The organism is Nocardiopsis sediminis (assembly GCF_042650565.1).
GTDB lineage: Bacteria > Actinomycetota > Actinomycetes > Streptosporangiales > Streptosporangiaceae > Nocardiopsis_B > Nocardiopsis_B sediminis.
The window spans coordinates 107,339-122,738 of record NZ_JBHSBH010000005.1 but is presented as its reverse complement, the minus strand read 5'-3'; the positions used below and the strand labels follow the sequence as shown (position 1 = coordinate 122,738).

Annotated in this window: 12 protein-coding genes and 1 pseudogene; 6 read left to right on the top strand and 7 right to left on the bottom strand. The window is 74.1% G+C overall.

Features of this window, described 5'->3' with window-relative positions; translation table 11 throughout:
* Positions 1–4 precede the first annotated feature (4 nt).
* Together ACFOVU_RS07910 and ACFOVU_RS07905 are read right to left on the bottom strand one after the other, a co-directional pair.
* Complete coding sequence (locus ACFOVU_RS07910) at positions 5–784, bottom strand: hypothetical protein (RefSeq protein ID WP_378531352.1); 780 nt, start codon at positions 782–784, stop codon at positions 5–7.
* 142 nt (positions 785–926) lie between these two features.
* Positions 927–2,084 (bottom strand): MFS transporter, encoded by a 1,158-nt coding sequence (locus ACFOVU_RS07905; RefSeq protein WP_378531350.1) that lies wholly within the window; start codon positions 2,082–2,084, stop codon positions 927–929.
* A 404-nt stretch (positions 2,085–2,488) separates the two neighbouring features.
* Here ACFOVU_RS07905 and ACFOVU_RS07900 point away from each other — a divergent pair, with 404 nt between their 5' ends.
* Positions 2,489–3,487 (top strand): TIGR02452 family protein, encoded by a 999-nt coding sequence (locus tag ACFOVU_RS07900; protein ID WP_378531604.1) that lies wholly within the window; start codon positions 2,489–2,491, stop codon positions 3,485–3,487.
* Positions 3,488–3,517: 30 nt separating this feature from the next.
* Here ACFOVU_RS07900 and ACFOVU_RS07895 read toward each other — a convergent pair whose 3' ends face one another.
* Both ACFOVU_RS07895 and ACFOVU_RS07890 read right to left on the bottom strand, forming a co-directional pair.
* Positions 3,518–4,330, bottom strand: coding sequence for an MFS transporter (locus tag ACFOVU_RS07895; RefSeq protein WP_378531349.1), 813 nt, complete (start codon positions 4,328–4,330; stop codon positions 3,518–3,520).
* 67 nt (positions 4,331–4,397) lie between these two features.
* Positions 4,398–4,733 (bottom strand): annotated as a pseudogene (locus tag ACFOVU_RS07890) (MFS transporter); the annotation flags it as partial.
* Positions 4,734–4,800: 67 nt separating this feature from the next.
* Between ACFOVU_RS07890 and ACFOVU_RS07885 the strand changes: the two are divergent.
* On the top strand, positions 4,801–5,166 hold the full coding sequence (locus ACFOVU_RS07885) for a MerR family transcriptional regulator (protein WP_378531347.1): 366 nt from the start codon (positions 4,801–4,803) through the stop codon (positions 5,164–5,166).
* A gap of 127 nt (positions 5,167–5,293) precedes the next feature.
* A complete protein-coding gene (locus ACFOVU_RS07880) occupies positions 5,294–6,052 on the top strand; it encodes a response regulator (protein ID WP_378531345.1) in 759 nt (252 codons plus the stop codon).
* Here the strand turns inward: ACFOVU_RS07880 and ACFOVU_RS07875 are convergent.
* Complete coding sequence (locus tag ACFOVU_RS07875) at positions 5,946–6,512, bottom strand: TetR/AcrR family transcriptional regulator (protein ID WP_378531343.1); 567 nt, start codon at positions 6,510–6,512, stop codon at positions 5,946–5,948. The genes ACFOVU_RS07880 and ACFOVU_RS07875 overlap by 107 nt on opposite strands.
* Positions 6,513–6,613: 101 nt before the next feature.
* Here ACFOVU_RS07875 and ACFOVU_RS07870 point away from each other — a divergent pair, with 101 nt between their 5' ends.
* Positions 6,614–7,549, top strand: a complete 936-nt coding sequence (locus ACFOVU_RS07870) for an NmrA family NAD(P)-binding protein (protein WP_378531341.1) — start codon at positions 6,614–6,616, stop codon at positions 7,547–7,549.
* Between the two features lie 79 nt (positions 7,550–7,628).
* Here the strand turns inward: ACFOVU_RS07870 and ACFOVU_RS07865 are convergent, their stop codons facing one another.
* Entirely contained in the window at positions 7,629–8,951 is a 1,323-nt protein-coding gene (locus ACFOVU_RS07865) for a S8 family serine peptidase (protein WP_378531339.1), read from the bottom strand.
* Between the two features lie 281 nt (positions 8,952–9,232).
* Between ACFOVU_RS07865 and ACFOVU_RS07860 the strand changes: the two genes are divergently transcribed.
* Positions 9,233–9,610, top strand: a complete 378-nt coding sequence (locus tag ACFOVU_RS07860) for a VOC family protein (protein WP_378531337.1) — start codon at positions 9,233–9,235, stop codon at positions 9,608–9,610.
* Between the two features lie 67 nt (positions 9,611–9,677).
* Here ACFOVU_RS07860 and eccCa read toward each other — a convergent pair whose 3' ends face one another.
* On the bottom strand, positions 9,678–13,670 hold the full coding sequence (gene eccCa, locus ACFOVU_RS07855; RefSeq protein WP_378531335.1) for a type VII secretion protein EccCa: 3,993 nt from the start codon (positions 13,668–13,670) through the stop codon (positions 9,678–9,680).
* A 327-nt stretch (positions 13,671–13,997) separates the two neighbouring features.
* Here eccCa and eccD point away from each other — a divergent pair, with 327 nt between their 5' ends.
* The gene (gene eccD, locus ACFOVU_RS07850) at positions 13,998–15,398 is read left to right on the top strand and encodes a type VII secretion integral membrane protein EccD (protein WP_378531333.1); all 1,401 of its coding nucleotides are present in this window, start codon (positions 13,998–14,000) and stop codon (positions 15,396–15,398) included.
* The last annotated feature ends 2 nt before the right edge of the window (positions 15,399–15,400 follow it).

Sequence of the window (15,400 nt, the reverse complement as noted above, 5' to 3'; positions counted from 1 at the left end):
CCGGTCAGCGCCGGCCGAGTCCGTCGACCGCCCGGAACAGCTCCTCCTTGTCCTTGAGCATTGCCGGCAGCGTGACCGAGGTCCCGTCGTGCCCGGTCAGGACCCGGCTCTCCTTGACCAGGCGGACCGATGCCACCCGGCCGAAGTGGAGGGGTGTGGGTGCGCCGCCGCGGACGGCCACCAGGCCGTCGGTGAACAGGTGCACCTCCTGGCCCGAGGCGAAGAACGTCTTGAACATGTAGATGAAGGCGTAGATGACCGCGAAGAAGAGGAAGCCGCCGATGACGTAGTGGTCGGTGAAGACGATCAGCAGCACCTCGATCAGGATCACGGCGGCCAGCGTGCCGAAGGCCGTGAGGACCCCCATCAGCGGCCCGGGCGTCTCGAAGGTGCGGACGAACCCGCCGAGCCCGTACTGCGCCGCCACGGGCGCGACCGCTGCCGGGGGCTGCGCGCCGCCGTGGGCCTGCCCGCCGCCCGGGACCGGCGCGACCCCGTGCGGCTGCGGCTGCGGCATTGGCGCCGGCCACTGGCCGCCGGGGTGCTGCTGGGGCCGGGGAGCGGGGCCCTGCTGCCACTGGCCGGGGTGCTGCGGTGCGGCCTGCGGCTGCTGCCACGCCTGTGGGGCAGGTGCCGGCGCGGGAGCGGGGGCGGGGGCCGAGTGGCGGCCGGCATAGGGGCGCGGGGGTGCGCCCCACGGCGCCGCCTGCGCCGCCTGGCCGGGGCCGGGGGGCGGCTGCCGGTGCGGGCCATGGGGCTGCTGCGGGTACGGAGGCTGAGACACGGGTTCCCCATCGGGTCGTGCGGAGTTCCAGGGGGCGAGGGGCGGCTGCGGCGCGCGGCCGCGCGACCGGGGCGCGCAGGGGGTCCGGCCGGGCGCCGCGGTGTGGTCCATCGCCGGGGCCACCCTACGCCCCCCGCCGTCGTCAGGACCGGGGACGGGGCCGCCGCATCGCCGCCGCGGTGGCCGCCAGTCCCGCGCCGAAGGACGCGAAGATCGCGGTCACCCCCAGCCCGCCGGCCACTGCGCCCGCGGCCAGCGGGAGCACGGTCTGCCCCAGGTGGTTGCCGGACATCCGCAGCGCCATGGCCGTGCCGCGGGCCTCGGGTGCGGCGGCGTCGGCGACCCAGGCCATGGTCAGCGGCTGGCCGATGCCCAGCCCCAGCCCCGCGACGGCCAGGGCGACCGCCAGCCCCCACACCGGCATCGGCACGGACAGGGAGGCGACGCAGACGGCCGACAGGATGAGGCTGGCGAAGAGGACCGCATGCCGCCCGGCGCGCGCGACCGCGAAGCCCAGGAACGCCCGCGACACGACCGAGGCGCCGGCGCGTATGGCCAGCAGCAGGCTGACGGTCGCGGCCGAGATGCCGTGCTCCTCGCCGAAGGCGGGCAGGTAGACGATGGTGACGTCGATGGCGGCGAGCACCATGAGGCTCGCGAAGATCGCGGGGGTGACGCCGGGTTCGCGCAGGACCTCCAGGACGCCGTGGCGGCGGGGCGGGCCGCCCTCCGCGCCGGTGCGGCGTTGCCGTTCCGGGGCGGGCATGCCGATGAGGGAGATGAGGGAGGCGCCCGCGGCGACCGCGGTGCCGAGGAAGGCGGTGAGGGTGAGCGACGCGGGCTCGGTGGCGGCGAGCCCCGAGAGTAAGAGCGGGCCGAGGAGCTGGCCCATTGACCCGGCGAGGGCGAACAGGCCGAAGCGCGAGTCGAAGGTCGAACGGGGGGAGCGGTTGGCGATCATGGCCTGCGCCGCCACCATCGCCAGGATCAGCCCTACACCGGCGGCCGCCGCGCAGAGCATGATGGCCCAGGGGGTGTAGGCGAAGGCGAGGCCGACCGCCGATGCGGTGACCAGCGCGCTGCCGGTGAGGTAGGCGGGGCGTTCGTCGTGCAGGTCCACCCAGCGCCCGATGGGGATCGCGACGAACAGGGGGAGGAGCGAGAACGCGGCGCTGAAGACGCCGAGCCACACCGGCCCGAGCCCGATGTCCAGCGCCCGGTAGGAGATGACGGGACGGATGGTGGCGAGCGATCCGTGGAACAGGGTCCCGTGTATCAGGACACGGACGAACCAATTCACCGGGTGAACCGACCTTTCAAACCTCGGATGCGGCGCGGCCGCCGCGAGAGAGTTCGTTAGCGTAACTAAGTGAATCTGTGAACTCAGCCCTACCAATGACGGCGCGCGTTTGGCAACCCCGCCCCGGCCGTCCACCCGGCGGACGGCCGGTCACTCCCCGCGGTTTCGGCTCGCGGGCCGCCCCTCCGCCCGCCTCGGGCGGGTCCGCGGCGCGCTCCAGGATGATCAAGATCACTCTCCTCGCCCTTGGGGAGCCCGCCCGCTGGTCCGCACCGTGGACCGGCGGCGAGCCGCGGGGGAGGGTGGAACGTCGAAAAACCGTTGTCGCCGCGCCGGGCCCGCCGCTAGCGTTCGTCGACGACGCAGAAGGCCGCGACGGCGAGAGGGGGTGGGCCGTGTCCAAGATGATGCGAGCCAGGTGGCAGCAGACCCGCGAAGCGTTCACCCGCGGGTGGTATGCGGCCGAGGGGGTGGAGGCCGACATCTCCGGCCACCTCGCCGCCATGCGCGCGGGAACGCGGCTGTACCCGGCCGCGGAGGTCCACCGCCTGTCGGTCCCCGCGGCCGCGCACACCACCCGGTTCGAGGTGACCGGCGAGAGCACCCTCCAAGCGGCGGCCCGGCTCGCCGCCGCGGCTACGGGCCACGCGGACGACGGCACCGGCGCCGATACCGGGAAGCCCGCGGGAACGGACCGCGATGGCGACGGCGGTCCGGGCGCGCGAAGGGACGGCGACGGCGGGGCCGCCGCCGACGTCGCGGCGCTGAACTTCGCCTCCGCACGCAACCCCGGGGGCGGCGTCGTCAACGGCGCACGCGCCCAAGAGGAGAGCCTGGCCCGCTCCAGCGCCCTCTACGACGCCCTGGTGCGCTGCCCGGAGTTCTACGACACCCACCGCCGAGAGCGCAGCCTGCTCTACACCGACCAGGTCATCTACGCCCCGCGGGTGCCGGTCTTCCGCACCGACACCGGTCGCTGGCTGGCCGATCCCTTCCCGGTGGCGTTCCTGACCTCGGCCGCACCCAACCGGCGCATGATCGAGCGCAACACCCCCGAGGAGGCGCACCGGATCCCCGCGGCGCTGCGTTCACGCGCCGGCGGCGTGCTCGCCGTGGCCGCGCACCACGGGCACACCCGGCTGGTCCTGGGCGCATGGGGCTGCGGCGTCTTCGGCAACCACCCCTCCGAGGTCGCCGGCGCCTTCGCCCACCACCTGCACGGCGCCTTCGCGGGCGTCTTCGAACACGTGGTCTTCGCCGTCCTGGGCGACGACGACACCGCCCGCGCCCCCTTCCGGACGGCCTTCGACGTCCCCGAACCCCGCCCCCTCCCACCCGGCTACTGCGCGGGAGGCCGGGACTGGTGCCCGCACCCGCACCGGGATTCCACCGCGAACCCTTGACCCCTCACCCGCACCGGGCGTCGCGGCAGGTCAGCCGGACGCGTCCGGGCGGCGAGTGGGGAAGCCGTGGGTCCGGGCGGCGAGTACGACGGCCAGGACCGGGGCGAGCAGGGTGAGCACGCTCCACGGGAGGGCGGCGGGGCCGAGGAGTCCCAGCAGTAGTCCGCCGGCGACACCGCCGCCGGCCATTGCCGCGTTCCAGAGTGTGACGAGCATGGCCTGTGCGGTGTCGGCCGCCTCGCCCCCTGCGTCGGCCGCCGCGGTCTGGAGGAGGGTGGGGGCTCCGCCCCAGCCGAGGCCCCACAGCACCGCCGCCGCATAGACCAGGGACGGGGTGCCGGCCGCCACCGCCAGCAGGGTGGCCGCCGCGGCGACCAGGACGGTGCCCGCGATGGTGAGCGCTCGCAGCCGGCGGTCGATGTGGGCGCCGGTGAACAAGATGCTCGCCAGGGAGGCGACGCCGAAGGCCAGCAGCACGAGGTCGACGGAGCCGCCCATGCCGACCCCGCCCAGGAACGCGGCGATGTAGGTGTAGAGGACGGTGTGGGCCAGCACGAAGACCAGGGTGACGAGCAGGACCGGTGCCACGCCGGGGACGGCCAGCGTCCGCGGGACCGGGATGCGCCCGCCCTGCCGCTGCCCCGGGAAGTCCGGCACCGTTGCGGTGATCCAGGCGATGAGCACGACGGCGAGGACCGTCATGACCGAGAACGTGGTCCGCCAGCCCAGCGCCGCGCCGAGGAACGTCCCCGCGGGCACCCCCAGCGACAGGGCGACCGGGACGCCGGCCATGACGATCGCCACCGCGCCCGTGCAGGCGGGCGGGGACCATGCGGCGCGCATAGCCCGCCAGCAGCGCCCAGGCCAGCCCGGCCGCCACCCCGGCGGCGAACCGGGCCCCCATGGTCAGCAGGTAGTCCGAGGAGAACGCGGTGACCGTGTTGGCGGCGGCGAAGGCGGCCATCGCCGTCAGCAGCAGCCGCTTGCGCCGCCACCCGGACGTGGCGGCGGACAGCGGGATGGCGGTGAACGCGGTCCCCACGGCGTAGACCGTCACCGCCTGCCCCATCGCGGATTCGCCGACGCCGATGTCGGCGCTCATCGCGGGCAGCACGCCCGCGGGCAGCGTCTCGGTCAGGCTGGTGATGAAGACGGCCGTGGCCAGCGCCAGGAGTGCGGGCAGCGGCAGCCCGCCTCCCTGGGGCGCCGCCTCGCGGGCGGCCCGGGATGTGGTTTCGTTGCGCATGCCGCATATGCTCGAACCATCACACAGATGTGAAGGTCAAAGCCGCGGGGTGAGAGGGCGGTCACATATGCGGATCGGCGAGCTGTCGGAGCGCACGGGCACGCCCCGGCGGCTCCTGCGCTACTACGAGGAGCAGGGGCTGATCGTCGCCGCCCGGCTCCCCAACGGCTACCGCGACTACAGCGGCGACAACGTGGACCGGGTCGTACAGATCCGCGGCCTGCTCGACGCCGGCCTGCCCACCCGGATCATCAAGCAGATCCTCCCCTGCCTGGACAAGCCCCGGACCATCCACTTCACCGACGCCACGCCGGAGATGCTCGCCCTCCTGGAGCAGGAGCGCGACAAGATGACCGAGCGCGTCCGGTTCCTGACCCGCAACCGCGACGCCATCGCCGCCTACCTGGAGGCCGTCCGCGCACTGGAGCGCTGACCCGCCGTCGGCGCCGGGCCCCGGCCCGCGTGGCCCGTCGCCCGGATGGCCACGCCCCCCGGATGTGGCGGGCGACACCGCGGCAGGGCTTGACCGTGCCGCAGCGGCATGGGTTGGACTGTAGTGCGTGAGTGATGCACCTATCCGGGTCGTGCTCGCGGACGGCCAGCGACTGTTCCGATCGGGCCTGCACCTGATCGTCGACTCTCAAGACGATATGACCGTGGTCGGCGAGGCCGGCGACGGCGATGAGGCGCTGGCCGTCGTCGGCGCGACCCGGCCCGACATCGTGCTGATGGACGTGTGGCTGCCCCCGGCCAATGGGCTGGACGCCATGCGGCGGCTGGCGGACGCCGTCGACGTGGATGGGCCCGCGCCGCGGGTCATCATGCTGACCGGGCCGGAGCCGGACCGGCATTCGCTGGAGGCGATCCGGTTCGGGGCGAGCGGGCTGCTGCTCAAGGACAGCACCCCGGAGTTCGTCTGTGAGGCGGTGCGGACCGTGTACGCGGGCAACACGGTGCTGGCCTCCCACGACCTGGCCGCGCTGTTCGACGCCCCGCGTGAGGCCCTGCGGCCGGTGCCGGCGGAGTACGCGGCGCTGACCGAGCGCGAGCGCAAGGTGTTCGCGGCGGTGGTCACGGGCGCGTCCAACGCCGAGATCGGCGGGGAGCTGCACCTGAGCGAGTCGACGGTGAAGACCCACGTCGGGGCCATCCTGCGCAGGCTGGGCCTGCGCGACCGGCTCCAGGTGGTCGCCTACGCCTACGAGAACGGCCTCACCCGGGGCTCAGCCCGGCTACGGCCAACCGGAACAGCCGGTCCGCCTGGGCGGCGGGATCGGGATGGCTCTCGGTGGCAAGGGCGATACCGACGACGAGGGTGATCAGCTCGGCGAAGGTGACGTCCGCCTGCACCGCGCCGTCCCCTATCGCGCGGTGCAGCAGCGGATTCCCCGCCTCTTCCAGGGCCGCGGTGCAGGAGTTCTCGTGCAGGGAGTCCGGGCCGGCGCCGTCGTGGGCCAGCGCCGCCGCCAGCCCCCGGATGGAGGCGGAGTAGGCGACGACGTCGCCCAGCCAGTCCAGCAGAGCGGTCCGGCTGTCGCCGTCGCCCGCCGCCAGGTCGCGGGCGCGGGCGCACAGGGCCTCGATCTGCGTCTGGGACACCGCCTCCAGCAGTGCGCGGCGGGTGGGGAAGTGCCGGCGCACGGTCGCCGAGCCGACGCCCGCGGTGCGGGCGATCTGTTCCAGGGAGGCGTCGGCGCCGCGCGTGGCGACCTCCTCCTCGGCCACGGCGAGGATGCGGGCGTAGTTGCGCCGGGCGTCCGCGCGCTGACGGGCGGGCATGGCGTTACCTCCGGTCCGGTTAAGTGGTGGGCCCCGCCATATCGTATCGTGGCATAAACGGCGGGCCCCGCCGTTTGTGCTGAGACTGCCCGAGGAGAACCATGCCCACTGACCCCTCCACCGGTTCCGCCCCCGTCCTGGTCACCGGCGCCACCGGCCGGCAGGGCGGCGCCACCGCCCGCGCCCTGCTCGCGGCGGGCGTTCCCGTCCGCGCCCTGGTCCGCGACCCCGCCACCGCCCGCGCCAGGGCCGTCGAGGCGCTCGGCGCCGAGCTGGTCACGGGCGATCTCCACGACCGCGAATCCGTGGTCCGGGCCGCCGAGGGCGCCCGCTCCGTGTTCTCCGTGCAGATGCCCGAGCCGACCCCCGACGGCTTCGATTTCGACGGAGAGGTGGCCCAGGGCATCAACCTCATCGAGGGCGCCAGGGCCGCTGGCGTACCGCAGTTCGTGCACACGTCCGTCGCCGGTGCCGGTCAGCACACCGAGGCCCCCGGCTGGGCCGAAGGCCGCTGGGCCTCGATGGAACCCACCCTCGGCGCCAAGGCCGCGATCCAGGACCGGCTCCGCGCGGCCGGCTTCCCCCGCTGGACGCTGCTCAAGCCGGGCACCTTCATGGAGAACTTCCTGCCCTCCATGGCGTTCCTCTTCCCGCGCGGGATCGAGGGCGGGCTGGTGAGCGTCCTGAAGCCGACGACCCGGCTGTCCCTCGTGGCGGTGGCCGACATCGGCGCCGCCGCCGCCGCGGCCATCGCCGCGCCGGAGCGGTTCGACCGGGTCGAGCTGGAGCTGGCCGGCGAGCACCTGTCGATGGCCGAGATCGCCGAGGTCCTCTCCCGCGTGCTGGGCACGCCGCTGTCCGCGCCCGATATGACCGAGGCGGAGGCCTTCGCCGCGGGGATGCCCGCGATGGGCGCCTCGCACGAGTGGATGAACGTGAACGGCCAGCCGGCCCGTCCCGAGTACGCGCGGGAGCTCGGCATCCCCGTCACCGGCTTCGAGCAGTGGGCACGGGAGCACATGCGGGCCGCGGCCTGACACGGCCCCGGCCCGTTCCGGCCGGCCCTGGGGCCGGCCGGAACGGACCCGGTGGTGCTCCAGGCGCGCCGGTCGCCGGTCAGGAGGGGCGCTGGGGCTCGGGGTCGGCCGCGCGGCGCTCCCCGGGGCGGGCGGCGCGCCAGGCGCGCTTGCGGCCCCGGGGGATCAGCACGCCCAAGGCGACGGTGGTGAGGATCAGCGCCGTCGCGACGCCCACCACCGCCATCGTCGACGGCAGGAAGACGTCGCCCGGACCGGGGTCGGGCACGAACGCCGAACCCAGAGCTGCGTCGCGGTCGGCGCCGCCGGGGGCGGCGGTGAGGGCGCCGACCGGGTCCACCCGCCCGCTGCCGCGCATCGAGTCGCCGGGACCGTAGGGCGAGGGGTAGGCGGTGGCGAGCAGCCGTTCGCGGACCGCCGGCGCCGGGAGTTCGGGTTCGTAGGAGCGCAGCAGGGCGGCGGCGCCCGCGACGAACCCGGCCGCCACGACGTCCCCGGAGCCGACGAAGTGGCCGTCGCCCCCGGGGCCGACGCTGACGACCAGGTCGCCGGGGGCGGTCAGGTCCACCCGCGCGGCCTCGCCGTCGGCGTCCAGCGCCGGGGACGCCGCGACCGGGGCGCCCTCGACCCCCACGGCGGTCACGCTGACCGCAGAGGGGTGGCTGCCGGGCGCCGCCGGGACGGAGGTGTTGTCGATGGTGACCGTCGCGGGCGCCACGACCAGGGCGTCGGCCTCGGCCGCGGCGGACACCGCCGCGTTGAGCCCGCGGCTGGATTCGGCGACCGCGGCGCCGACCAGCACGATCCCGGCGCCTTCGCTGACGGCGGTGTCGATGCCGCTGGCGATGGCGCCCGCTGTGGCCTGTCCCGCGTCGTTCATCACCGGGACATCGATCACGCGTGCGGCCGGGGCCACCCCGGTGAGCCCGCTGCCGCGCTGCGGGCGGGCGGCGACCAGCCCGGCCAGGAAGGTCCCGTACCCCTGGCAGTCGGCCGAGCCGGAGCCGGCCAGCGCCCGGCTCACCGCGGCGGTCTCCGCGTCGATCCCGCTGCTGAGAATGGCGACGGTGGCTCCGGCCCCTTCGGTCAGCTCCCAGGCCCGGGGCAGGTCGAGCAGCGGGGTGGTCCACGGCTCCTCCTCCACCACCGTGGACGAGGTGGCCACGCACTCGCCGTCGGGGGCGACGCCGATCGCGGGCAGCGGCTCGGCGTCGGCTTCGGCGTCCGCGGACGCGCCCGGCGCGGGCTCGGCACCTGCGGACGTGTCCGGTGCGGGCTCCGCCAGAGCGGGCGTAGCGGGGGCGGCCGCCAGGACGGCGCATGCGGCCGCGACGGCGACCCTGCCGGCCGGCCGGCACCGTGCGGCCAGGAGGGCCGCCCTCGTCCACTTCCGCACGGTCATCGGGGGAGCTCCTTACGCCCCGGCGGGGCCTGGTGTGAGGGGGCGGATCGGGCGGGTCGTGCGCCCGGCCGGGGTCCGGCCGCCGCGGGAGGGGTGGCGGCGCCGGGCCCCGGCGTCATAGGGGCGCGGAGGGTGCCGGTGGCGCGGGAGGGTGTCCGGGGGCCGTGTGCGTGACCGTCCCCGGAGCGGGTAGCCGTGCCTCTTGCGCCGGCCGCCGCACCCGGCGCGGTCGCCACCGCGGCGCGCGCCCGAGCGCGCCGCCCGGACGAGGAGGAGCGTCCATGTTCGCCAACAGCAACGCCTTCAGTGGTTTCTCGGTCGACGACATCGCCGCCGCGCGCAAGTTCTACTCGGAGACCCTGGGGCTGCGGGTATCGAGCCCGTCCGAGGAGTACGAATCCCTGGCGCTGCATCTGGCGGGCGGCGCCAACGTCTTCGTCTACCCCAAGAAGGACCACGTCCCGGCGACCTTCACCGTGCTGAACTTCCCGGTGCCCGACATCGACGCGGCGGTGGCCGAGCTGGCCGAGCGCGGGGTCGAGTTCGAGCGCCCTGAGGGCTTCGACATCGACGAAACGGGCGTGTACCGGGGCGGCGGGCCGCTCATCGCGTGGTTCACCGACCCTGCGGGCAACGTCCTGTCGGTGCTCCAGGAGTAGGGCCGGGCCCTGGCCGGCGCCCGCGGCGCGGGCGCCGCGCGCGGCAGGGGGTGTGGGCGCCACCGGGTCAGTCCTCGTCTTCCATGCCCTCGGCGATCGCGAGCTGGACGGGGATCGGGTCGCGGCGGGAGATCCACAGGGCCCGGCCCGGGGCCATGCGCTGGGCGCGCACGTTGCCGAACATGACCCCCTCCGACGGCGGGCTCGACAGCATGATGCTGGGGGTGTTGTTGTCGATGAGCGTCCGGATGGCGGGGTCGGAGGTGGCCCGGCCGAACCCGCCCGCGGCCCGCGCGACGATGAGGTGCATGCCGATGTCGGCGGCCTGGGGGAGCATCTCCACGATCGGCGCGAGCAGGCTCCCGCCGCTGGAACCGGAGACCAGGTCGTAGTCGTCGATGACGATGAACAGCTCCGGGCCGGTCCACCAGTCGCGGCGGCGCAGCCGGTCGGGGGTGATGTCGGGGCCGGGCATGCGCGCCTTCATGGCGTGCGCGGCGGCGCCCATCATCTCCCGCATGCTCTCCGACGACACCGCGTAGCCGAGCTGCTGCTCCTTGGGGACCGCGTCGAAGAGCTGGCGGCGCATGTCCACGAGTACCACCCGCGCGCTCTCGGCGTCGTAGTGGTCGCGGATGGCGTTGGTGATGTGCCGCAGCAGCGTGGTCTTGCCGGTCTCGGTGTCGCCGACGACCAGCAGGTGCGGGGTGGCGGAGAAGTCGTGCCAGAACGGGCGCATGCCCCGCCCCTCCAGGCCGAGGGGGACGCGCAGGGCGCCGAACTCGGTGCGCTCGGCGGCCGGCAGCTCGGCGGCGAGCAGCCGGGGCGGCAGGGTGCGCACGGCCGGGGCTCCGGGGCCGCTCCACGCGTCGGTCAACCGGGCGACCAGCTCGCTGACGCCCACCGACAGCGAGACGGGGTCGCCGACGCCGTCGGCCCGGGGCAGGCCGGTGAGGAAGTGGTACTGGTCGAGGGTGAGGCCGCGGCCCGCGATGCGCGGAACGGTCTGGGCCTTGCGCATGTTGACGGTGGAGTCGACCGCGTCGCCCAGCCGCAGCTCGAAGCGGGTCCCCAGCAGGTCGCGCACGCCGGACTGGATGTCGGCCCAGCGGGGGGAGGCGACGATGAGGTGGACGCCGTAGCTCAGCCCGCGCTGGGCGATCTGGGTGAGCGGGGTGACGAGGTCCATGAAGTCCTGGCGGATCGTGGACCAGCCGTCGATCACCAGGAACACGTCGCCGTAGGTTTCGTCGGCGAACTCCCCGGCTCCGCGGCGCCGCCGGTAGGTGGCCATGGAGTCGACCCCGTTGGCGGCGAAGAACTGCTCGCGGTGGGTGATGATCTCCAGCATCTCCGACACGGTCCGGTTGATCCGGTCGGTGTCCATCCGCCCGACGACGCTGCCCACGTGCGGCAGGCCGGAGAGCGCCTGGAGCGCGCCGCCGCCGAAGTCGAGCGCGTAGAACTGCACCTGGTCAGGGGTGTTGGTGAGGGCCAGCGCGCACACGAAGGTGACCAGCATGGTGCTCTTGCCGCTCTGGGGGCCGCCGGCGATGCCGACGTTGCCGCCCGCGCCGAGCAGTTCGGCCTTGAGCGGCAGGCGCAGCTGCTCGAAGGGGCGGTCGATGACGCCCAGCGGGACCTCCAGCAGCGGCTCCGCAGACCACGCGGGGCCGGACTCGGGGATCGGCCGGCCGACCATACCGAAGAGCTCGTCGAGGGTGGGGGGCACGTCCAGCGGGGGCAGCCAGACGCGCCGCGCCGGCGGGCCGGTCTCGTGCAGGCGCTCCAGGGCGACGTTGAGCAGGCTCTCGGTCTCTTCCTCCGCTTCCTCCACCTCGGCGGCGACGGGTTCGGGCTCGGGGAGGGGGGCGCGGCCGGCGACGTAGCCGGAGAGGAAGGGGACGATCTCGGCGGCCGCGGCGGACTGCTGGCCGCTGCGCCGGCGCACCCGGTAGGCGCCCGAGACATAGGCGGCCTTGAAGCGGGTCAGCGTGTCGGTGCCGGTCTTGAGGTAGCCGTTGCCGGGGGCCGGGGGGAGCTGGTGGGCGTCGGGCACGCCCAGGACGCTGCGGCTCTCGATCGCGGAGAACGTGCGCAGCGCGATCCGGTAGGACAGGTGGCTCTCCAGCTGGTGGATCCGGCCTTCATCGAGGCGCTGGGAGGCCAGCAGCAGGTGCACCCCCAGGCTGCGGCCCAGGCGCCCGATCATGACGAACAGCTCCATGAAGTCGCGGTGGGCGGCCAGCAGCTCGCTGAACTCGTCGACCACGACGAACAGCGTGGGCATGGGCTCCATCGCCGGGTTGGCCTGGCGGGCCTTCTCGTACTCGTGGATGGAGCTGAAGTTGCCGGCGGCGCGCAGCTGCTCCTGGCGGCGGATCAGCTCGCCGTGCAGGGCGTCCTGCATGCGCTCGACCAGCGTGACCTCGTCGGCGAGGTTGGTGATCAGCGCCGAGGTGTGGCGCAGCTTGTCCAGGCCGATGAAGGTCGCGCCGCCCTTGAAGTCGACCAGGACGAAGTTGAGCGTCTCGGGGGAGTGGGTGAGCGCCAGCGACAGCACGAGGGTGCGCAGCAGCTCGCTCTTGCCCGACCCGGTGGCGCCGATGAGCATGCCGTGCGGGCCCATCCCGCCCAGCGCGGATTCCTTGAGGTCGAGTTCGAGCGGGGCGCCGTTCTCCTCGATGCCGATGGGCACGCTCAGCTTCGACCCGGGGCGCAGCTCGCCCCACATCCGCTCGGTGTCGTGGGTGTGCATGTTGGAGATGCCCAGCAGCGCCGTCAGCTCGAAGTCGGTGACCAGCGGCTCGACCACCTCGGTGGCCATGCTCATCCGGTAGGGGGCCAGCATCCGGGCCAGCGCCTGGGCGCGCGAGGGGCTGAGGGCGTCGGGGCGGCCCAGCGGGGTGAGGGTGCGGCGCCCGCTGTGGTCCTGGCCGACGACCTCCAGGGCGTCGGGTTCCACCTTCAGCCCGAGGGTGAAGGGCGCGCCGTCCCACGGCAGCGGGTCGTCGATGTGCACGATGACGGCGTTGCGGTAGCCGCCGGAGTCGAACCTGGTGGACTGCTGCCCCTGACCGCTGTCGATGACGATGACCGTGTAGGGCTCTTCGCGCGTGGGGGCGGATCCGGGCTCGAAGCGGGTCCGGTCGGCGAGGTCGGGGCCGATGATGCGCTCCAGCTCCTCGGGGTCGCCGCCGATGAGCCGGACCGGGCCGGCGCCGTCGCGCTCGGTGGGGTGCATGGCGTGGGGCAGCCACTTGATCCAGTCCCAGTCGGCGCGCCGGTCGTCGGCGACGCACACGGCGATGCGGAGCTCGTCGTGTGCGTGGAAGACGGCGAGCTGGCCGATCATGGCGCGCACCATGGCGCGGGATGCCTCCGCGTCGCCCTCAAGGGAGATGCGGGCGTATCCGCGCAGGTAGACGGCGACGGGCTGGTCCTCGACGGTGGCGTAGGCGCGGATGAAGCGGCGCAGGGCGTGTGCGCTGAGCGGTTCGAGGTCCTCGACCGGCTTGGTGGACAGTGGTGCGATGCGCATGCGCATCGACTGCTCGCCCACCGCGAGCCGGACCTCGGCGAAGTCGTCGTGGGTGGAGCGGCGCTCCCACAGCCGTGAGGTGCGCACCAGCGACCACAGGGCGTCGGGGACGGGAGCCCGCCACAGCATGGCGTCGCGCTGGGCCGTGACGACCTCGCGCGCCTTGGTGCGGCTCTGGGTGAGGTAGCGCAGGTAGTCGCGCCGGTCGCCGTTGAGCTGGCGCTTGCGCTCGCTGCGGGCGCGCCAGTACTGGCCCACCAGCATGGCGACGGCGCCGAGCAGCATCATGCCGCCGGCGACGTAGGGCATGAAGGTGTTGACCGCGCTGCCCTGGGCTCCGGGCCGGATGAACAGCAGCACCATCGCCATCGAGGTCATGGCCATCGGCAGGTAGTTGAACACCGCCGACATGGTCGACTGCTCTTCGGGGATCTCGGGCGGCTCCTGGAGCTGGAGCTCTCCGTCGGGCATATCCGGCCCGGGGCGGCGGGGCGGCCGGCGGACGAGGATGGTGCTCACGGCGGCGATCGCCTCCTGGCGGTTGCAGGGGGTGGGCCCGGCCGTGCGGGTGGCCAGGCGAGAAGGGGGTCCACGCGCGGGCGCTGTACCCGGCGGGATCCGGATTATGCCCCTGAACCGGGCGCAAAGCCAATCGAACAAAAATTCATTGCCACGTGATACCAATTTCGCTTCGACCGGTGTTACCGTTGCGCTGGTCGTCGAATCATGAGGTTTCCTACCAGTCACCGAGTGTATTGCGACTCGGCAGGCCCCCGCCTCCTCCCCGAGTAGCAAGCGCAAGCACCATCGGGTGATTCCGCCTCCTCCCCGAGTAGTAAGAACCAGATGAGCGACTCCACTGCCCCCGACCTGTGCCGGCTGGTCGTCCGCGCCCCGGACCGCACTTTCGAGATCGCGGTCCCCAGCGACGTGCCCCTGGCCGAACTCCTGCCCACGATCGTCCTCTACGCCGAGGGCGACAGCGGCGAAGACCTAGACGAAGGCGGACTCGAACACGACGGCTGGGTCCTCCAGCAGCTCGGCTCGCCCGCGCTGGAGGAGGACGGCACCGTCCAGACCCTCGGCCTCTTCGACGGCGAGACCCTCTACCTGCGCCCGCGCCGCGACCAGCTCCCGCCCATCCACTTCGACGATCTCATCGACGGCGTGGCCACGGGCATGGCCGAGCGCAGCGACGCCTGGCGGCCCACCTACACCCGCCGGCTGCTGCACGGGCTGGGCCTGTTCACCCTTTTCGCCGGGTTCACCATCCTCGCGATGAGCGGCATGAACGGGCTCACCGCCCTGATCGCCGCCGGCGCCGCGGTCGTCCTGCTCCTGGGCGCCGCGGCCGCCTCCCGCGCCATGGGCGACCTCACCGCCGCGACCGGCCTGGCCGCCGCCGGCGTCCTCTACATGGGCCTGGCCGGGGCCGCCATCCCCTCGGGCGACCCCGGGATCCCCCTCCTGGGCGCCCGCGCGCTGGCGGCCTGCATGGCAGGCGCCGGGGCGACCGTCCTCGGGCTGGCGGCCGTCGCCGGCTCTGTCCCGTTCTTCGCCGGCCTCATCGTCTTCGAGGTCTTCGGGGTGGTCTCGGCGGCGACGCTGATGTTCGCGCCGGGCCTGACCATGACCGGCATCGCCGGGGCCGCCTCCGCCCTCGCGATCCTGCTGGGCACCTTCGCCCCCGCCATCGGCTTCCGCATTTCCGGGCTGAAGCTGCCCCCGCTGCCGAACAACCCCCAGCAGCTCCAAGAGGGCATCGATCCCCACCCCGCCCGCGACGTCCTCGACCGCACCGCGCTGGCCGACAGCTACCAGGGGGCGGTGCTCGCCGCCACCGGCGCGGTCCAGGCGGTGGCCCTGCTCATCCTCGCCCTGGGCCCCGGCTGGCTGCCGGCCACCCTCGGCGTGGTGGTCGCCCTGGTCCTGCTGCTCCAGAGCCGCGGACTCACCAGCGCCTGGCAGAAGCTCTACCTCGTCGCGCCCGCCTGCGCCGGCCTCGCCCTCATCGTCATCGCCGCCGTCGCCGACACCGGCACCCTGTGGCGGCTGCTGGCCCTGCTCGGCGTCCTCTCCGTCGCCGCGGCCCTCACCGTGCTGGCGTGGAACGTCCCCGGCAAGCGCCTCCTGCCCCACTGGGGCCGCGCCGCCGAGATCATCCAGCTCCTCGCCGCCATCGCCATGGTGTGCCTGGTCCTCGGCAACCTCGGCGTGTTCGGCCTGCTCCGCGGGATCGGGGGCTGAGC